Source organism: Streptomyces sp. NPDC029674 (assembly GCF_044903205.1).
In the GTDB taxonomy this organism is placed as follows: domain Bacteria; phylum Actinomycetota; class Actinomycetes; order Streptomycetales; family Streptomycetaceae; genus Streptomyces.
Genome location: NZ_JBJDPY010000001.1, coordinates 409,723 through 428,573, shown reverse-complemented (window position 1 = coordinate 428,573; position 18,851 = coordinate 409,723). Strand labels below are relative to the sequence as shown.

Genomic DNA, 18,851 nt, shown 5'->3' with positions numbered 1-18,851 from the left:
CGCCATGAGTCTCCAGCTGATCGTCGGAGCCGTCGCGCTCGTCGTCGTGGCCTGGCTCGCGGCGTGCGCGGAAGCCGGCATCGCCCGGGTCTCCAGTTTCCGCGCGGACGAAGCGGTCCGCTCGGGGCGGCGCGGCAGCGCGAAGCTCGCGCAGGTCGCCGCCGACCCGACCCGCTATCTCAATGTGGCGCTGCTCGTGCGGGTGGTGTGCGAGATGGCCGCGGCGGCCCTGGTGACGTACGCCTGTCTGCAGGAGTTCGCCGAGACCTGGCAGGCCCTCGCGGTCGCCATCGGCGTGATGGTCCTCGTCAGCTACGTCGCCGTGGGCGTCTCCCCGCGCACCATCGGCCGCCAGCACCCGCTGAACACGGCGACCGCGTCGGCGTACGTCCTGCTGCCGCTGGCCCGTGTCATGGGCCCGATCCCGCCGCTGCTCATCCTCATCGGCAACGCGCTCACGCCCGGCAAGGGCTTCCGGCGCGGCCCGTTCGCCTCCGAGGCCGAACTGCGCGCGATGGTCGACCTCGCCGAGAAGGAGTCCCTGATCGAGGACGAGGAGCGCCGCATGGTGCACTCCGTCTTCGAGTTGGGCGACACCCTGGTGCGCGAGGTGATGGTGCCGCGCACCGACCTGGTCGCCATCGAAAGGTTCAAGACGATCCGCCAGGCCCTCACGCTCGCGCTGCGCTCAGGGTTCTCGCGCATACCCGTGACGGGTGAGAGCGAGGACGACGTCGTCGGCATGGTGTACCTGAAGGACCTGGCGCGGAAGACGCACATCAACCGCGACAGCGAGTCCGAGCTGGTGTCGACGGCGATGCGCCCGGCCACCTTCGTCCCCGACACGAAGAACGCGGGCGATCTGCTGCGCGAGATGCAGCAGGAGCGCAACCACGTGGCGGTGGTCATCGACGAGTACGGCGGGACGGCCGGCATCGTCACCATCGAGGACATCCTCGAGGAGATCGTCGGCGAGATCACCGACGAGTACGACCGCGAGCTGCCGCCGGTGGAGGAGCTGGCCGACGGCTGCTACCGCGTGACGGCGCGGCTCGACATCGGTGACCTGGGGGAGCTCTTCGGCTTCGACGAGTTCGACGACGAGGACGTGGAGACCGTCGGCGGCCTGCTCGCCAAGCGGCTGGGCCGGGTCCCGATCGCGGGCGCCTCGGCGGTGGTGCCGCTGCCGGACGGGCGGGGTCTGAAGCTCACCGCGGAGTCCGCGGCGGGCCGCCGGAACCGGATCATGACGGTCCTCGTGGAGCCCGCCACGGCCGACGACGGAGGCGGCGCGGTGCGGGCGGGGGAGTCCGGATGACGCCCGAGGGCCTGCGCGCGTTCTGTCTGTCCTTCAACGGGGCGGTGGAGGACTTCCCCTTCTCGCCGGAGATCTCGGTCTTCAAGGTGGCGGGGAAGATGTTCGCGCTCACGGCGCTCGACGGGAGCCCGCTCACCGTCAACCTCAAGTGTGAGCCGGACATCGCCGTCCGGCTGCGCGCCGAGCACCCGGAGATCGTGCCGGGCTGGCACATGAACAAGCGCCACTGGAACACGGTGACGGTCGACGGCGGGCTCGACGACCGGCAGGTCAGGGAGCTCGTCGAGGACTCGTACGACTTGGTGGTGGCGGGTCTGCCGCGGGCGGAGCGGCTGCGGCTCGACCGCCCCTGAGGGGCGTACGCGACCCGGGGCGCTCCGCGCAGAGTGTCCCGACAGCCCCTCGCCATCGGGGTGGTGGGGCAGGCAGAATGGAGTGACGGCCGGATCCGAAACGCTCCCACTCCGGGCTGCCGGCCAAGGGAACTCGGAGTGGAAACGTCAGTGCGATGGCGTCCGCCGTGTCTGGCCTCGGCCCTCTCGGGTCGGGGCCGGCTCTGTGTCACACGTGGGGCAGTACCCACCTCTCCAGGCACTCGGCGAGTGCGAGGAGAAGGCTGGCCCACGGAGCCGCGTGTGCGGCCCAGTCGGTCCACGTGCCGGCGCGACGCCCCTCAGGCTTGTCAGCCATGGGGCTTGTTCTCCTTCCTGGTCCCACATCTCTGTCGTGGATACCGCGGCGCTCCACGAACGGGTGGCGGCAGGAAGGGGGAATCGGATCAGTCGGCGGACCAGCGAACCGGGCGGCCGGCCACACTCGTTGGAGTGAGTTCCCCGCTGGTCTTCTTGATGTCCAACCTCCTTCCCCTGTCGGGCGGTTGAAGCAAGCTACCCCTCCGCACCAGCGTAGCCCGGACATCGCCACGTGGGTAGTGCCATACGGGTACCTGGCGGAGGTACGAGTGCGATTACACAGCTCGCTGAATGCGATATAGCTTTCCGGGAGCTGTCGACCGGACAGCCCTCTGCGGTTGCCGCTGCGGGGAATCTCAGGTCTCCTGACAGTGGCGTGAACTGTCGTCCCGGAAGGTCTCGATGAGTAAGCTGCTAGTCTGCTATGTTGCACCTCGCACGGTCCGGTTGGGGGTGGAGCCATCATGAACGTGCCAAATGCGGCACTTCAGCGGCTGCGGCTGCGCACCGAGCTCCGAAAGGCGCGGACCGCCGCCGAGCTGACGCAGCGTCAGGTCGCGGCCAAGATGGAGTGGAGCCCCTCCAAGCTGATCCGCATCGAGGCCGGTGAAGTCGGCATCTCCGTCAACGACTTGCGGCCTCTGCTGGATACGTACGGGATCCGCGACCGGCGCAAGATCGACGAGCTGCTCGATCTGGCCCGCGGCAGCCGGAGGATGCCCTACAGCGAGTACCGCGACCTCTATCGCAAGGAGTTCCTGGAGTTCCTCTCCCTGGAGTCCTCGGCGTCGATCATCCGGCACTACGGGGCTCTGGTGGTGCCGGGGCCGCTGCAGACGGAGGAGTACGCGCGCGCCATCATGCTCTCCTACAACAAGAGCATCTCCGACGAGCGCCTCGAGCGCGGTGTCGAAGTCCGGCTCGCCCGGCAGGATTTGCTGACATCGGGCGGTCGGGAACTCTTCTACGTACTGGATGAGGCCGTCGTGCGCCGCCACGTCGGCGGGCGCGGTGTGATGCGGGCCCAGCTGGAGCGGCTCGCCGAACTGTCGACCAGGCCCGGCGTCACCATCCAGATCCTGCCCTTCAGTATCGGCGCCCATGCGGGCATCCAAGGGCCCTTCAGTCACTTCGAGTTCGATGCGGACGAAATGCCGGACTCGCTCTATCTGGAGAACCCGCGCGGTGACTCCTACACCACCAATGCCGCGGAGGAGACAGTCCGCTACCTGGAGAGGTTCTGGGAGCTGGAGGACCTCGCCATCAAGGATGACGTCGCCGATCTGCTGAGGGCGCTCGCCGCCCGGGTGGAGGAGGGCAGCGACGACTTGGAGGTGCTGCTCCGGGCCCCTGAGGGGGGCGTCGCGCCGGAGTGACGGCGTCGGCTCCGTGAGCCAACTCCGCCTGGGGCGCGGGACCTTGGCGAGAAACGGGTTGTTCATATTCGAAAGGGCCCCCGTTATTCTGGAAGAGGTGCTGCGTGTCCCTGCGCCAGCCGCACGGGGGAGCGATTCGGTCTTCCGCACCCGGGGTGGAGGAGAAGCGTGGGCAGCTCATGGACGTGGCGCAAGAGCAGTGCGAGCGATACCCAGGACGAGTCGTGCGTCGAGACTGCCTGGACCGGCGAGTCGGTCCTTGTGCGTGACTCCACCCGTCCTCAGGGGGCCGTGCTCGTCTTCCGGCCGTACGCCTGGTCGGCCTTCCTCGTCCTGCCGCGGAACGCACCGACGGCCCGTCTCTGAGGGAGGCCGGGCCGTCGCCGCGCGTCAGGCGTGGACGGCGGCGCGGCGGCGCAGGCCCAGGGCGACCAGTGCCGCCGTCGCCAGGACCACCGCCGCGTCGATCGCGAGGACCGTCCGCGTACCCGTGAGCAGGTCGGGGGCGGTCGTCGCGAGGACCCCGAGCAGCGGGATGCCGATGGTGATGCCGACCTGCTGCGTGGAGGTGACCAGGCCCGTCGCCAGGCCCTGCTCCTCGTCCGGAACGCCCGACGTGACCGTCAGGCCGTACGAGATGATCGCGCCCAGGTGGCACATGCTCGCCAGCGACACCGCGGCCGTGGCGAGCCAGACCGACCAGCCGCCCGCACCGATGCCGAGCAGCGCCGCGCCCAGCACGCCCTGACCGGCCAGCGAGCCCACCAGGACGCGGCGGGCGCCGAACCGGCCGATGACCTTCGGCGCGTACACGCCGGCGACCACCGAGGCGACCCCCTGTACGCCGAAGACGAGCCCGGTCTCGAAGGCGGAGAGGCGCAGCACTTCCTGGAGGTAGAGGGTCAGCACGAAGACGACCGTCGACATCATCGAGAACGTGACCAGGCCGCCGACATTGCCCCATGCCACCGTGCGGCGGCGCAGCATCGGCAGCGAGACGAGCGGTGAGGCGGCGCGCGACTCGACGTACCCGAAGGCCGCCAGCAGGGCGACGCCCGCGACCAGAGTGACGATGACGTCCGTGCCGCCGAAGCCGCGCTCGGCCGCCGTGGAGAGGGCGTAGATCAGGGAGAGCAGACCGCCGGTGACCGTCACGGCGCCCGGGATGTCCAGGCGGGGGCGGTCCGGGGTGCGGGACTCCGGCAGCAGTCCGGGGGCCAGCGGCAGCACGATCAGCGCGAAGAGCGTCAGCAGGCCCATGGTGGAGCGCCAGCCGAGCGTGTCGGTCAGTACGCCGCCGAGCACCATGCCGACCGTGAAGCCGAGCGAGAGCAGCGTGCCGGAGATGCCGAGCGCCCGGTCGCGCTGCGGGCCCTCGGGGAACGTCGTCGTCAGCAGCGACATGCCGGTCGGCACGATGGCCGCCGCGCCGATGCCCTGCAGGGCACGGGCCGTCAGGAACGACGCCGGGTCCCACGCGAACGTGGCGAGCAGCGAGGCGAGGCCGAAGAGCGCGAGGCCCGAGAGGAACAGCTTGCGGCGCCCGAAGAGGTCACCGGTCCTGCCGAAGAGGAGCAGGAAACCTCCCGAGGGCAGTGCGAAGGCGGTCACCGCCCACTGCAGCGCGGAGTGGCTCATGCCGAGGTCGGCGCCGAGCACGGGCAGCGCCACGTTCAGCACGGAGAAGTCGAGCGCGACCATGAACTGCGCGGCGCAGAGCACGAAGAGGACGAGTTTGTCGCGGGCGGAGAGCTTGGGGTTCTCCGGGACCGGCGCCGGTGGCGCGGTCTGGGGAGACGGGGCAGTGGTGGTGTCGATCGCCATGGTCACGAGCTTGCGGCGGCCGGAATAGACGTGGGGAGCGGGAACTTATGCTGGTGGTCGGAACACCAGTCAGGGCTTGGGGGAGCGCCACATGGCAACACCGTCGGTCGCGGAGTCGGGCACGGACGCGTCGAAGGCACGCCGCCTCGGGGAGCTGCGGGAGTTCCTGATGAGCCGCCGCGCGCGGATCAGCCCCACGGAGGCCGGACTCCCGGACGGCGGGGCCCGCAGGCGCACGCCCGGCCTGCGCCGCGAGGAGGTCGCCGTCCTCGCCGGGGTCGGGGCGTCCTGGTACCAGTGGCTGGAGCAGGGCCGCGACATCTCCGTGTCGCCGCAGGTCCTGGACTCCGTGGCGCGCGTCCTGAAGCTGACCGGCGCCGAGCGGCGGCATCTGTACGTCCTCGCCGGGCTCAACCCGCCGCGCCCCGAGGTCGCCAGGGACGACGCGGACATGTGCGAGGGGCTGCACCGGCTCATCGACACGTGGATGCCGCAGCCCGCGCACATCATGGACGCGTACTGGAACTGCGTCATGTACAACGACGCGGCCGCGTCGGTGCTCGGCATGCGCTCGGAGACCGCCGAGAACTGCCTGCTCACCTTCTTCACCGACCCCATCTACCGGGCCCGGGCGCGGAGCTGGGAGCGGAACGCCCCGCAGGTCGTGGCGATGTACCGGGCCGCGTGCTCGGAGCACCCCGACGACGACGGCTTCGCCGCGGTGATCGCCGAGGCGAAGTCGGTGAGCCCCGAGTTCGCGGAGCTGTGGGAGCGGCGGGACATCCTGCCCGGCGGGCAGGTCGCCAAGGAGATCCAGCACCCGGTGGTGGGCGCGCTCTTCCTGGAGTCGACGCAGCTGAAGGTGCCGGCCAGGCCCGACCTCACCATCGTGCTGCACACGCCGATGCCGCACGCCGAGGTGGACACGGCGGGCAAGCTGGCGTGGCTCGCCTCGCCCGAGGGGCGCCGGGGATCGATCCATCCGGTGGCGATGTGACCGGTCCGGCCGGTGGCGGTGCGGCGGGGCGTGCTCCGTATGCTCGGGGCATGACTGAGAGCGCCGCGCTTGACCCCGAGGACCGCAAGATCGTCACCCTGGCCCGCTCGGCCCGGGCCCGCAACGGTGTGCCCGAGGGGGCGGCCGTGCGGGACGAGACCGGTCGGACGTACGTCGCCGGGACGGTGGCTCTCGACTCGCTCCAGCTGTCCGCGCTGCGGACGGCGGTCGCCATGGCGGTCGCGTCCGGCGCGGAGTCCCTCGAGGCGGCGGCGGTCGTCTCCGGGGCGGAGAAGGTCTCCGACGAGGACCTGGCCGCGGTGCGGGACCTGGGCGGGGCCGGGACGCCGGTGTTCCTGGCGGGGCCCGACGGCGAGGTCCGGGAGCGGGCCGAAGCGGGCTGAGGCCGCCGGCTTTCCCTCCTCCGGGCCGGGCGGTGCGGCGGGGCTCCGGGGATCAGGGACAATGGGCGCCATGAGCGTTCGTACCCCGTCATCAGCCGAGCCGTCCGAGGCCGTCCACCGCGCCGGCTTCGCCTGCTTCGTCGGCCGCCCCAACGCGGGCAAGTCCACCCTCACGAACGCTCTGGTCGGCAAGAAGGTGGCGATCACCGCCAACCAGCCGCAGACGACGCGGCACACGGTGCGCGGCATCGTGCACCGGCCCGACGCGCAGATGATCCTGGTGGACACGCCGGGGCTGCACAAGCCGCGCACGCTGCTCGGCGAGCGGCTCAACGACGTCGTGCGCACGACGTGGGCCGAGGTCGACGTGATCGGCTTCTGCCTGCCCGCGAACGAGAAGCTCGGCCCCGGCGACCGGTTCATCGCCAAGGAACTCGCCTCCATCAAGAAGACGCCGAAGATCGCGATCGTCACGAAGACGGACCTGGTCGACAGCAAGACGCTCGCCGAGCAGCTCATCGCCATCGACCAGCTCGGCAAGGAGCTCGGCTTCGAGTGGGCGGAGATCGTGCCGGTGTCGGCCGTCGCCGACCAGCAGGTCGGGCTGCTCGCCGACCTCATCGTGCCGATGCTGCCCGAGGGCCCTCCGCTCTACCCCGAGGGCGACCTCACCGACGAGCCCGAGCAGGTCATGGTCGCCGAGCTGATCCGCGAGGCGGCGCTGGAGGGCGTGCGCGACGAGCTGCCGCACTCCATCGCGGTCGTGGTGGAGGAGATGCTGCCGCGCGAGGACCGGCCCGCCGACAAGCCGCTCCTCGACATCCACGCGTTCGTCTACATCGAGCGGCCCAGCCAGAAGGGGATCATCATCGGCCCCAAGGGCAAGCGGCTGAAGGAAGTCGGCGTGAAGTCCCGCAAGCAGATCGAGGCGCTCCTGGGTACGCCGGTCTTCCTCGACCTGCACGTCAAGGTCGCCAAGGACTGGCAGCGGGATCCGCGTCAGCTGCGCAAGCTGGGGTTCTAGGGTGGGGCGCGGTCAGCGCACCCCTCTGATCCGCGTCACCAGCATCGCCCCCGCAAGCCCGACCACGGCCGCCGTCAGGTACAGCACCCGGTAGCCGCCCAGATGGGTGACTATCGGGGCCGCCAGGGCCGGGGCCGCCACCTGGGGGAGCGAATTGGCGATGTTGATGATGCCGAGGTCCTTGCCGCGGTCCGCGGTCGTGGGCAGGACGTCCGTCATCAGGGCGAAGTCCACCGAGGTGAAGACGCCGAAGCCGATGCCGAGGACCGCCGCCGCGACGATCGCGCCCGGCCACGTCTGCCAGAGGGCGAGCAGTCCCGTCGCCACCGCCATCAGCGCCCCCGACCAGAGCACGAACGGTTTGCGGCGGCCCACCCGGTCCGACCAGGCGCCGCCCACCACGACCGTGGCGAGCATCGTCGCGCCGTTCACGGCCGTCAGGATCAGTACGCCCCGCTCCGGGTCGGCGTACTCCAGCCGGTCCCGCAGGAAGTAGAGAAGGTAGAGCAGCACCAGCGCGTTGCTGACGTTGATCAGGAAGCGGGTCAGCCAGGCCCAGGCCAGGTCGGGGTGGCGGCGCGGGCTCAGCCGGAAGCCGGCGAGGAAGTCGCGCCGGTTCCACGGTGGGCGGTCGGCCGGTGACAGGCGCAGGTCACGGTGGCGTACGACGTAGGGGAGCACGCCCGCCACGGTGAAGACCGCGCACGCCGCGTACCCCGCGACCGTCCCGCCCGCCACCGTCGCGAGGCCGGTTCCGACGACCACGCCGAGCAGCTGGGCCGCGCCCAGCCAGCCGCCCACCCAGCCGCGCTGGAGGCGCGGCACGCGGTCCGGCACCGCCGCCGTCACCGCGGCGAACGCGGCGTTCAGGGCGAGTTGCACCAGGCACCAGCCCGCCGCCATCCACCACACCGAGCCCGCAGCGGAGAGCAGGAGGAGCGCGGCGGCGCCGCCCGCCGTGCCCGCCACGATCCACGGCGTGCGCCGGCCCCGGCGGGACGTCGTGCGGTCCGAGAGCGCGCCGAAGAGCGGGTTCGCGGCGAGGGAGACGACCGCGCCGATGCCCGTGACCCAGGCCAGGACCGTCTCCTTGGACGTGCCCGCCGGGGCGAGGTCCTCCGCCTGGACGGCCAGCAGGATCTGCAGCGGGCCGTACCAGCCCACCCAGATCGCGCCGTTGGCGAGCGACAGGGAAGCCGTCCAACCGCGGCCGACCCGCTCGGTCGGCTCCCGCAGCGCGGTGGCGGTCACGGGCGGCGCGCCCGCAGCGCCTCGCGCAGCCAGTGGTACGACGCCTTCGGGGTGCGCTTCTGCGTGGCGTGGTCGACGTGGACGAGGCCGAAGCGCTGCCGGTAGCCCTCCGCCCACTCGAAGTTGTCGATCAGGGACCAGACGAAGTAGCCGCGCACGTCGACGCCCGCCTCCAACGCGCGGTGCAGGGCGCGCAGATGACCGTCGAGGTAGGTGATGCGGTCCTGGTCGTCCAGTCCGTCGTACGAGCAGCCGTTCTCCGTGATGACGAGGGGCGGGAGACGGTCGCCGTAGCGGTCGTGGAAGGCGGTGAGGAGTTCGGTGAGGGCGTCGGGGGCGACGGGCCAGCCGAAGTCTGTGCGCGGGTAGCCCTCGATCTCCCGGGGAGAGAAGGGGAGTTCGGGCGGGAGCGTGACGCCGGAGAACTCGGCGGCCGTGCCGTCGGGGAGCGGGGCGCCCACCTTCGTCGGCTGGTAGAAGTTGATTCCGTACCAGTCGAGGGGCTCGGAGATCACTTTCAGGTCCGCCGCGAGATCCTCCGAGGGCATCAGTTCGCCGATGCCCTCCGGGTAGCGGCCGAGGAGCAGCGGGTCCGCGAAGAGGCGGTTGAGGAGCACGTCGTAGAAGTCCGCGGCGGCCGTGTCCTCCGCGGTGGCGGAGGCGGGCCAGGTCGGGCCGTGCGAGTTGGCGATGCCGATGTCGTCGGCGCCCGCCGCGCGCAGCGCACGGACGGCCAGGCCGTGGGCGAGGAGCTGGTGGTGGGCGACGGGCAGCGCGTCGAAGAGGAGCCGTTCACCGGGGGCGTGCTGGCCGAGGGCGTGGCCGAGGAGGGTGTGTTCCGCCGGTTCGTTGAGGGTGATCCACTTCGTGACGCGGTCGCCGATGCGGGCCGCGACCACGGCCGCGTAGTCGGCGAACCGCTCGGCGGTGCGCCGGTTCAGCCAGCCGCCCGCCTCCTGTACGACCAGTGGGGTGTCCCAGTGGAACAGGGTGGGGACGGGGCGTACGCCCGCCGCGCACAGCTCGTCGACGAGCCGGTCGTAGAAGTCGAGGCCCGCCGGGTTGACCGCGCCCGCGCCGGTGGGCAGCACGCGCGGCCAGGAGACCGAGAAGCGGTAGGCGTCCACGCCGAGGTCGCGGACGAGCGCCACGTCCTCGCGGTAGCGGTGGTAGTGGTCGCAGGCGACCGCGGCGGTCGTGCCGTCCTTCACGTTCCCCGGCACGGCCGTGAACGCGTCCCAGACGGAGGCGCCGCGCTCGTCGGCGGCGCCCTCGATCTGGTGGGCCGATGTGGAGACGCCCCACAGGAAGTCGCGGGGGAACTCAGGGAACGGTGGTCTCGCCGGTGCCGCGCTCGCTGCCATGGGCGGGATCTTCCGTACCGGCGAGTACGGAAGTCAATGGGCGTGCACGGAAAAGGTGAACAAGGCTCAGCTTTTCCCGGGTTCCGCTACGAACCCTCCTTCAGCACCCGCGAGATCAGCTTCCGCTGCGGCTCCGTCAGCCGCGGGTCCGCGCAGTACACCGTCCGCCCGTCTACCGTCAGCTGGTAACTGAAGCCGTCCGGCACCCCTATCGGCGGGGTGTCCCGTCCCTCGGCCACGGCCTGTTCGGCCAGGGCGTGCCATTCCGGGGCATCGGCCAGCTGCGAGGTGTCCACCTCGGCATGCCGGTCGATGCCCGCGAATCCTCCGGTCCGCTTCACCTGGATACGCATGGGTCCTGTCTACTCCACCGGGCGGGCGGCCGGTAGCGCGCCGTCAGGCCGTCACTCGCTCGTCGGCACCTTCACCGTCGACCATGCGTCGACGACGGCCTTGAGCTCGTCGCCGTCGCCGAACTTCTGGCGCGCGGCGGCCACCGTCAGCTTGGCGAAGTCGGTGAAGGACGCGTCCTGCGCCAGCTCGCCGCCGGTCAGGACGGTGTACCAGATCTGTCCGGCCCGCTCCCACGAGTGCCCGCCGAGGGCGTCGGCGACCAGGTAGAACGCGCGGTTGGGGATGCCGGAGTTGATGTGCACGCCGCCGTTGTCACGGCCCGTGCGGACGTAGTGCTCCATGTCCGCGGGCTGCGGGTCCTTGCCGAGCACGTCGTCGTCGTACGCCGTGCCGGGCTCCTTCATGGAGCGCAGGGCCTTGCCGGTGACGCGCGGGGCGAGCAGGCCCGCGCCGATCAGCCAGTCGGCCTCGGCGGCGGTCTGGCCCAGTGTGTACTGCTTGATCATCGAGCCGAAGACGTCCGCCATCGACTCGTTCAGGGCGCCCGGCTGGCCGAAGTACGTCAGGTTCGCCGTGTACTGGACGACGCCGTGGGTGAGCTCGTGGCCGATGACGTCCACGGGGATGGTGAAGTCGAGGAAGATCTCGTTGTCCCCGTCGCCGAACACCATCTGTTCGCCGTTCCAGAACGCGTTCCCGTAGTCCTCGCCGTAGTGGACCGTCGCGTTCAGCGGCAGGCCGTTGCCGTCGATGGAGTTGCGCTCGTAGGACTTCTGGAAGAGCTCGAAGGTCGCGCCGAGGCCCGCGTACGCCCGGTTGACCGTGGCGTCCTTGCCCGGCTTGTCGCCCTCGCCGCGCACCTTGCGGCCCGGCAGCTCGGTGCGGTGCTTGGCGTCGTAGATCGTGCGGTGCGGCTTGCCGGCCGCGGCTTCCTTGGGCGTGGCGACCGAGGGCGCGCCGATGACGGTCGTCAGCCGGCGGTGGGTGCGCTCGATGGAGTCCCGCTCCAGGGTGCGGCGGGCGGGTGCGGCGAGCGCGGGGTCCTGGCTCTGGGCGAGGGTGTCCAGGACGTGGGGCGGCACGATGGTGCAGAAGACGGGCTCGAAGCCCGTCGGGTTGGCGGTCATGGCGGCAATGTGGCACTGGGTCATGCCACTGTCACTACCTGCGACCATGATTGCTGAAATAGAGGGATAGATCACCACTGAGGGTTTATCCGGCCACGGTCCCGCATACTGATACGGGCCCGCGCGCTGAGCGCGGCTCGGCTAGGCTGCGGCACATCATGCGATTCGGGCTGCTTCTCCTTAGCTGCCGCGGCGAGGGCCTGTAGTCGAGGCCGACCCCCTCCCCGCGGAGTTCGGCGTTGCGCTAAGACCGTCGGCCGTCCTTCAGGACACTTCCGAGGAGCCCCGCACATGCCGAACTTCCAGCGCCCCACTTCCATGCCGGTCCACAAGTACGGGCAGTACGAGCAGGTCGACATCCCCGACCGCACGTGGCCGGACAAGCGGATCACGGTCGCTCCCCGCTGGCTCTCCACGGACCTGCGCGACGGCAACCAGGCGCTGATCGACCCGATGTCGCCGGCCCGCAAGCGCGCCATGTTCGACCTGCTGGTGCGCATGGGCTACAAGGAGATCGAGGTCGGCTTCCCCTCCTCGGGCCAGACCGACTTCGATTTCGTACGGTCGATCATCGAGGACGAGGACGCGATCCCCGAGGACGTGACGATCTCCGTCCTGACCCAGGCGCGCGAGGAGCTCATCGAGCGCACGGTCGAATCCCTGAAGGGCGCCCGGCGCGCGACGGTCCACCTGTACAACGCGACTGCTCCCGTCTGGCGCGATGTGGTCTTCCGCGGCTCGCGCGACGCCGTGAAGCAGATCGCCGTGGACGGCACGCGCCTGGTCATGGAGTACGCCGACAAGCTGCTGGACGACCGTACGACGTTCGGATACCAGTACAGCCCCGAGATCTTCACCGACACCGAGCTGGACTTCGCCCTGGAGGTCTGCGAGGGCGTCATGGACGTCTGGCAGCCCGACGCCGAGCGCGAGATCATCCTCAACCTGCCCGCCACCGTGGAGCGTTCGACGCCCTCCACGCACGCGGACCGCTTCGAGTGGATGTCCCGCAACCTGTCCCGGCGCGAGTTCGTCTGCCTCTCCATCCACCCGCACAACGACCGCGGCACCGCCGTCGCCGCCGCCGAGCTGGCCGTCATGGCCGGCGGCGACCGCGTCGAGGGCTGCCTGTTCGGCCAGGGCGAGCGCACCGGCAACGTCGACCTGGTCACCCTGGGCATGAACCTCTTCTCGCAGGGCGTCGACCCGCAGATCGACTTCTCGGACATCGACGAGATCCGCCGCGTGTACGAGTACTGCAACCAGATGGAGGTCCACCCCCGCCACCCGTACGCGGGCGACCTCGTCTACACCGCCTTCTCCGGCTCCCACCAGGACGCCATCAAGAAGGGCTTCGACGCGATGGAGACCCGGGCGGCGGCACAGGGCAAGACGGTCGACGACATCGAGTGGGCCGTGCCGTACCTGCCCATCGACCCCAAGGACGTCGGCCGCTCCTACGAGGCCGTCATCCGCGTCAACTCGCAGTCCGGCAAGGGCGGCATCGCGTACGTCCTGCAGAACGACCACAAGCTGGACCTGCCGCGCCGCATGCAGGTCGAGTTCTCGAAGATCATCCAGGCGAAGACGGACGCCGAGGGCGGCGAGGTCACGCCCGACGCGATCTGGAGCGTCTTCCGCGACGAGTACCTGCCGAACCCCGAGAACCCCTGGGGTCGGATTCAGGTCAAGAACGGCCAGACGACGACCGACACCGACGGCGTCGACACCCTCACCGTCGAGGCCACCCTGGACGGCGCGGACACCGTCCTGACCGGCTCCGGCAACGGTCCGATCTCCGCGTTCTTCGACGCGCTGCAGCGCATCGGCATCGACGTACGCCTGCTGGACTACCAGGAGCACACGATGAGCGAGGGCGCGTCCGCGCAGGCCGCCTCGTACATCGAGTGCGCGATCGGCGACAAGGTGCTGTGGGGCATCGGCATCGACGCCAACACGACGCGCGCCTCCCTGAAGGCCGCCGTCTCCGCCGTCAACCGCGCGGCGCGCTAGTCCCCCGAGCTGTTTCCGCCCGGCCCCGTCCGCCCCTCCGGCGGGCGGGGCCGCGTCATCTCCCGGCCATGTCGGGATCGCTCTCCTGTACGAGATGCTGACGCCGCATCATCGATGTGGCTAACATCACGCCAACACGGCAATGCAGCCGGGGAGTTACGGAGGTGCGTGATGCTGCCAGATCGGGGACGAAACGGCCGGAATTCCCGCATCCCCGCCACGCCGGTCTCACGTGGGCGAGCGCTGTGCCGGCGCGTGGTCGGCATGCACACCGCCTGGGACACTGTCGGCGACGGCGAGTTCTTCTGTCCGGCCTGCGGCGGCGACCGCAACTACCAGCGGCTCACCGGACGGCGCCGCTTCGTCCTGCTCGGCCTGCCCGTCGTGCCGCGCGGCACCCGCGGCCCCGTCATCCAGTGCGCCGCCTGCCAGGACCTGTTCGACCCGGACGTCCTGGACCACCCCACCACCAACCGCCTCTCCGCGATGCTCCGCGACGCCGTGCGCGCGATCGTCCTCGCGGTCCTCTCCACGGGCGGCACCGGCTCCCGCACGGTCCTCGAAACGGCCGTCTGCGCGCTGAACGGCGCCGGGTGCGACGACTGCTCCGAGGAACAGCTCGTCACCCTCGTCGACACCCTCGCCCTCGACGCCGGACACGCCACCGACTCCGACTCCGACTCCGACTGCCGGCCCGGCCTCCCCGGCCTCGCCATCGAACTCCACGAGGCGCTCGGCCCGCTGGCCCCCCACCTGGCCCCCGCGGGCCGCGACGCACTCCTCCTCCAGGGCGCCCGCATCGCCCTCGCCGACGGCCCGTACACCCCCGCCGAGCGTGACGTGCTGACCACGGCGGGCTGCGCGCTCACGATCTGCTCGGAGGACGTGACGCGGCTCCTGGCGACGGCGCGAACGCCGTCCTGACGGAGTGAACTCGTCCTCACGGGGCGGGTATCTCCGGGCGGGGTCCCCCGAGAGGCGTCGTCCGGGACAATGTGCGGGTATGAGGGACGGTGTGCGCTGGGCGACGGTGATCGCCTTCAACATCCTCGCGTACGCCGGGGTGTTCATCCTCTTCTACGCCGTCGAGGCGCCGCTGCTGCCCTCGGCCGAGGAGGGCCGGGTCGCCGTCGGGGTCGCCGCGGCGACCGTCGTGGCGACGATCGGGGGGACGGCGGGGGCGTCGTGGGTGACGCGGCCGGGCGTACGGACACGGACGCCGGTACCGGTGGTGCCGGACGAGCCCGCCCCGGACGGGCCCGCCCCGGACCGGGGCACCGACGTGCTCGTGCGGACGGGGGAACTGCCCCTGCGACCCAAGGGGTTCCAGCCCCGCACGGATCTGCTCGCAGGTCTCGTACGCGCCGCGGACGAGCCCGGACTCACCGTCGTGCACGCCGTCACCGGCGCGCGCGGCGTCGGCAAGACACAGCTCGCCGCGGCCTACGCGCGCCAGCGCATCGTCGACGGCTGGCCCGTCGTCGCCTGGATCGCCGCCGAGAGCGGCGGCCGCCTCGCCGCGGGCCTCGCCGGACTCGCCGACGAGCTCGGCGTGCGCGGTCCCGAGGACGACGTCGCCGACGCGGCACGGGCCGCCCTCGGCTGGATCGGCCGCAACCCCGACGTGCCGTGCCTGATCGTCGTCGACAACGCCACCGACCCTGACGAGGTCGCCGCCTGGCTGCCGGTGGCCGGGCGGGCGCAGGTCGTCGTGACGACGACGGTGCGCTCGTTCGGGAACATCGCGGGCGCTCAGGTCGACGTCGACGTGTTCACCCAGGAGGAGGCGCTGGACTTCCTGGCCAAGCGGTCGGGGTGCGGGACGGAGGCCGACGGGGCCGCCGAAGTCGCCGCCGAACTCGGCCACCTGCCGCTCGCCCTCGCCCAGGCCGCCGAGGTCATCCGGGGGCGGGGCGGCGGCTACCGGGGCTACCTGGAGCGGCTGCGGGCCTACCCCGTGCACGAGGTGCTGGCGAAGGTGCCGGGGGAGCGGTACCCGCACCGGGTGGCGGAGGCGATCCTGCTGGCGGTGGAGGAGGTGGAGGGGCGGCCCGGCGAGGAGGGCGCGCTCGTACGGCCGCTCCTGGACATGCTGGCCGTGCTCTCGCCCGACGGTGTGCCGCGCGAACTGCTGACCGGGGCCGTGGAGCTGGAGGCCGTGCGCGCCGGGACACCGGCCGACAGTGCACTCGGCGCTCTCGTTGACGCATCGCTCATCACACGCGTCGGCGACGACGCGGTGGCCGTGCACCGGCTCGTGCAGCGGGTGCTGCGGGAGAGGGCGCGGCAGGAGGGGGCGCTTGACGCGGTGGCGGACCTGCTCGTGCGGCACCTCGGCGACCTGTTGGTGCCGTTGGAGGACGCGTGGTCCCTGCGCGAGCGAGGCCGCCAACTGGTCGACCAGATCGAGGCGTTGTGGAGCGCGCTGCGCCCCGAGGTCGAGGAGCGGGGCGCGCGGGCCATGGAACCACTGCTGGATCTGCGGCGCCGGGCGGCCGCGGGGCACCTCGTCGAGACGGGGGACCTGACGCGGGCACTGGGCGTGGCCAGGGAGATCGTGGCCGTGTGCGACGCCGCGCCGGACGGCGCCGGACCGGTCCTCGTCTCCGCCCTGGGTTCCCTGGGCGACATCTGCATGCGGGCGGGCCGGGTCACGGAGGCCGTCACCGTCCGCCGCCGGCGCCTGGAACTGCTGGAGGGTGCGCGGGAGGGCGCGGACGAAGCCCTGGACGAAGCCGCCGAGCACGCCGTCCACCTGGCGCGTGAGGACCTGGCCGACGCCTGCCAGGCGGCCGGCAGGTTCGATCTGTCGCTGCCCCTGTACGAGACCGTGGTGCGCGACGCCGAGCGGCTGCACGGGGCCCAGCACGCCGGCACCCTCGCGTCCCGCGGCCGTCTCGCGAGCTCCTACGCCACCGCGGGCCGCCTCGACGAGGCCGTCGCCCTCTCGGAACGCATGCGCACCGAGCTCACGGAACGGGTGCGCGCCGGTGCGACGCCGGGAGCCGCGCCCGACAGCGCTCAGGAGCTGTGGCCCTGGCGGACGCTCGCGGACGCCTACGGGTCGGCGGGCAGGGCGGAGGAAGGTGTCGCGCTGCTGCGGCAGTTCCTCGCCGAGCGGGTGCGGGCCGCGGGGGAGGACGCACCCGAGGCGATCCACGCCCGGCACGCCCTCGCCCTGAACTGTCTCTCCGCCGGCCTGTACGACGAGGCCCTCGCGGCCGCCCGGCGGGCCGAGGCGGACGCCGCCCGGGTCTTCGGCGACATCGCCGAGGACACGGCGGACATCCGGGACGCCGTGGCGCTCTGTCTGCTGCGGATGGACCACGACGACGAGTCGATCGGCCTGCACCGGCGGATCGTGGCCGACCTGACCGAACTGCACGGCCCGGACCATCCGGGCACCCTCTCCGCCCGGGTCAATCTCGCACGGGCCCTGGAGAAGGGACTGCGGGAGAGCGAGGCCTACGAGGTCCACCGTGACGTACTCGCCGACTACGCCCGCCTGTTGGGGCCCGACCACCCGGACACGCTGAATGCGCGGGCGCAGTACATCGGCTGCTGCGCGTCGGCGGGGCGCCTGGAGGAGGCGGCCGACACGGCGCGGGAGGTGCTCGCCGACGCGGAAGCGGTCTACGGACCCACCCACCGCCGCGCCCTGGCGATCCGCATCGACCTCGCCATGGTGCTCCTGGAGCAGGGGCGGGCCGAGGAGGCCGCCGAACTGTCGGCGCGGGCCCTGGAGGACACCACGGTGACTCTCGGGGCCGGTCACCCGCGGACGCTGCGGGTGCGCGAGAACCTCGCCAGGACCCTGAGCGCGCTGGGCCGCTGGGACGAGGCCTGCGTACTGCAGGAGCAGAACGTCGCCGAGTTCGCGCGGCTGTACGGCGAGCGCCACATCGAGACGGTCCGCGCGCGCGGGACCCTGGCCGTCTCCTGCGGCATGTGCGGACGGTACGAAGAGGCCCTGGCGCTCCGCAGGCGGGCGCTGGACGACATGACCCGGCTGCACGGCACCGACCACGCCGACACCCTCACCGCGCGGCGCGTACTGGCGTGGACCCACGGCACACTGCACCGCTACCGCGAACAGCTGGAGCTCTCCGAGCAGTCGCTCGCCGAGTGCGTCCGCGTGTACGGCCCCGTCCACCCGGTGACGCTCGCCGTCCGGAGCGAGTACGCGGTGGCCCTCGGGCGCATGGCCCGCTGGCGTCGAGTGCGGCGCGTCGAGTCGCAGTTGTACGCGGACTACCGCCGGCTCCTCGGCCCCGGCCACCTGTACACCGTCAACGCGCTGAGCAGGACGGCGTACCCCCTGCGCAGACGGCAGCGCCGGATCAAGGCGCTCGGCATCCGCAAACGGGTCCTCGCCGAGACCGAACGCCGCACGGGCCCCCTGAGCGAGGAGACGGTCGATGCCCGGCGCCGACTCGGCGCCGCCTATGTCTCCGTCGGCCTGGTGTGGAAGAACGTGGCCGTCCAGCGGCGCCTGCTCCACGACCTCACCGAGGCGTTCGGCCCCGACCACCGCTGGACCCTGACGCAGCGGAACTGGTGGGCGACCAGCGCCCTGCGCTACTGCGGCCGCTGGCGCGAGGCGCTCACGGTGCTGCGGGAGCTCGCCGCCGACTGCGAGCGGCTGCACGGCCCCGATCACCCCTGGACCCTCGACGCCCGCCTGGAAGCGGGCAGGCTCGCCCGCCGCACCGGCCGCGGCCGGACCGCCGTGCGGGAGTTCGCCGCCCTCGCCGCCGACCACGAGCGGCTGCACGGGCCCGACCACGCCTGGACGTGGCTGGCCCGCGTCGGCCACGCGTACGCCCTGCTGTGGGCCCTCCACCCGTACCGCTCGGCCGCCCGTTACGACACGCTCCTCCGGGACGCCGCCCGGACCTTCGGCCCCCGCAGCCGCCAGGTCCGGGCCATCGGGAGGCGTCACGCCCTCCTCTGCCTGGGCATCGGCCGCTGGCACCGCCTCCCGGAGATTCTGCGCGTACTCCGCGGGGAGTAGTCCCGGCCCCCCGCCTCCCCGCGCCGTACCCGCCAACTCGCCCCTCAGCCCGACGGTTTGCCGGGCGCGCCCCGGCAGGGTTGTCCCCGAACA

16 protein-coding genes are annotated in these 18,851 nt (G+C 71.8%); 10 read left to right on the top strand and 6 right to left on the bottom strand.

Annotation, left to right across the window (positions count from 1 at the left end):
- Positions 1 to 4: 4 nt before the first annotated feature.
- Together ACI2L3_RS01890 and ACI2L3_RS01885 are read left to right on the top strand one after the other, a co-directional pair.
- On the top strand, positions 5 to 1,318 hold the full coding sequence (locus ACI2L3_RS01890) for a hemolysin family protein (protein ID WP_404750335.1): 1,314 nt from the start codon (positions 5 to 7) through the stop codon (positions 1,316 to 1,318).
- Positions 1,315 to 1,671: an MmcQ/YjbR family DNA-binding protein gene (locus ACI2L3_RS01885; RefSeq protein WP_404750334.1), complete on the top strand. Its 357-nt coding sequence runs from the start codon at positions 1,315 to 1,317 to the stop codon at positions 1,669 to 1,671. Before ACI2L3_RS01890 ends, ACI2L3_RS01885 begins: the two co-directional genes overlap by 4 nt.
- Before the next feature lie 208 nt (positions 1,672 to 1,879).
- Here the strand turns inward: ACI2L3_RS01885 and ACI2L3_RS01880 are convergent, their stop codons facing one another.
- The gene (locus ACI2L3_RS01880; RefSeq protein WP_404750333.1) at positions 1,880 to 2,008 is read right to left on the bottom strand and encodes a hypothetical protein; all 129 of its coding nucleotides are present in this window, start codon (positions 2,006 to 2,008) and stop codon (positions 1,880 to 1,882) included.
- Between the two features lie 466 nt (positions 2,009 to 2,474).
- On the opposite strand from ACI2L3_RS01880, the gene ACI2L3_RS01875 reads away from it, so the two are divergent.
- Both ACI2L3_RS01875 and ACI2L3_RS01870 read left to right on the top strand, forming a co-directional pair.
- Positions 2,475 to 3,386 carry a helix-turn-helix domain-containing protein gene (locus tag ACI2L3_RS01875; protein ID WP_404750332.1) on the top strand — a complete coding sequence of 304 codons (912 nt, stop codon included), beginning with the start codon at positions 2,475 to 2,477 and terminating at the stop codon, positions 3,384 to 3,386.
- Positions 3,387 to 3,554: 168 nt separating this feature from the next.
- Positions 3,555 to 3,752, top strand: coding sequence for a DUF397 domain-containing protein (locus ACI2L3_RS01870; RefSeq protein WP_404750331.1), 198 nt, complete (start codon positions 3,555 to 3,557; stop codon positions 3,750 to 3,752).
- 24 nt (positions 3,753 to 3,776) lie between these two features.
- Here the strand turns inward: ACI2L3_RS01870 and ACI2L3_RS01865 are convergent, their stop codons facing one another.
- On the bottom strand, positions 3,777 to 5,210 hold the full coding sequence (locus ACI2L3_RS01865) for an MFS transporter (protein WP_404750330.1): 1,434 nt from the start codon (positions 5,208 to 5,210) through the stop codon (positions 3,777 to 3,779).
- A gap of 91 nt (positions 5,211 to 5,301) precedes the next feature.
- Between ACI2L3_RS01865 and ACI2L3_RS01860 the strand changes: the two genes are divergently transcribed.
- The 3 genes from ACI2L3_RS01860 (at position 5,302) to era (ending at position 7,635) form a co-directional block, all read left to right on the top strand.
- Complete coding sequence (locus ACI2L3_RS01860) at positions 5,302 to 6,207, top strand: helix-turn-helix transcriptional regulator (RefSeq protein ID WP_404750329.1); 906 nt, start codon at positions 5,302 to 5,304, stop codon at positions 6,205 to 6,207.
- A 50-nt stretch (positions 6,208 to 6,257) separates the two neighbouring features.
- Positions 6,258 to 6,611, top strand: a complete 354-nt coding sequence (locus tag ACI2L3_RS01855) for a cytidine deaminase (protein ID WP_404750328.1) — start codon at positions 6,258 to 6,260, stop codon at positions 6,609 to 6,611.
- A gap of 61 nt (positions 6,612 to 6,672) precedes the next feature.
- Complete coding sequence (era, locus tag ACI2L3_RS01850; RefSeq protein WP_404750327.1) at positions 6,673 to 7,635, top strand: GTPase Era; 963 nt, start codon at positions 6,673 to 6,675, stop codon at positions 7,633 to 7,635.
- 12 nt (positions 7,636 to 7,647) lie between these two features.
- Here the strand turns inward: era and ACI2L3_RS01845 are convergent, their stop codons facing one another.
- The 4 genes from ACI2L3_RS01845 to ACI2L3_RS01830 form a co-directional block, all read right to left on the bottom strand.
- Positions 7,648 to 8,886 carry an MFS transporter gene (locus tag ACI2L3_RS01845; RefSeq protein ID WP_404750326.1) on the bottom strand — a complete coding sequence of 413 codons (1,239 nt, stop codon included), beginning with the start codon at positions 8,884 to 8,886 and terminating at the stop codon, positions 7,648 to 7,650.
- Positions 8,883 to 10,250: a GH1 family beta-glucosidase gene (locus ACI2L3_RS01840; protein WP_404750325.1), complete on the bottom strand. Its 1,368-nt coding sequence runs from the start codon at positions 10,248 to 10,250 to the stop codon at positions 8,883 to 8,885. Before ACI2L3_RS01840 ends, ACI2L3_RS01845 begins: the two co-directional genes overlap by 4 nt.
- Before the next feature lie 86 nt (positions 10,251 to 10,336).
- On the bottom strand, positions 10,337 to 10,603 hold the full coding sequence (locus ACI2L3_RS01835; RefSeq protein WP_404750324.1) for a protealysin inhibitor emfourin: 267 nt from the start codon (positions 10,601 to 10,603) through the stop codon (positions 10,337 to 10,339).
- A gap of 51 nt (positions 10,604 to 10,654) precedes the next feature.
- Positions 10,655 to 11,731: a M4 family metallopeptidase gene (locus ACI2L3_RS01830; protein WP_404750323.1), complete on the bottom strand. Its 1,077-nt coding sequence runs from the start codon at positions 11,729 to 11,731 to the stop codon at positions 10,655 to 10,657.
- A 291-nt stretch (positions 11,732 to 12,022) separates the two neighbouring features.
- Here ACI2L3_RS01830 and leuA point away from each other — a divergent pair, with 291 nt between their 5' ends.
- From leuA to fxsT, 3 genes are all read left to right on the top strand, one after another.
- Positions 12,023 to 13,744, top strand: coding sequence for a 2-isopropylmalate synthase (gene leuA, locus ACI2L3_RS01825; protein ID WP_404750322.1), 1,722 nt, complete (start codon positions 12,023 to 12,025; stop codon positions 13,742 to 13,744).
- A gap of 171 nt (positions 13,745 to 13,915) precedes the next feature.
- Complete coding sequence (locus tag ACI2L3_RS01820) at positions 13,916 to 14,668, top strand: TerB family tellurite resistance protein (RefSeq protein ID WP_404750321.1); 753 nt, start codon at positions 13,916 to 13,918, stop codon at positions 14,666 to 14,668.
- A 79-nt stretch (positions 14,669 to 14,747) separates the two neighbouring features.
- Positions 14,748 to 18,758: an FxSxx-COOH system tetratricopeptide repeat protein gene (fxsT, locus tag ACI2L3_RS01815; protein WP_404750320.1), complete on the top strand. Its 4,011-nt coding sequence runs from the start codon at positions 14,748 to 14,750 to the stop codon at positions 18,756 to 18,758.
- The last annotated feature ends 93 nt before the right edge of the window (positions 18,759 to 18,851 follow it).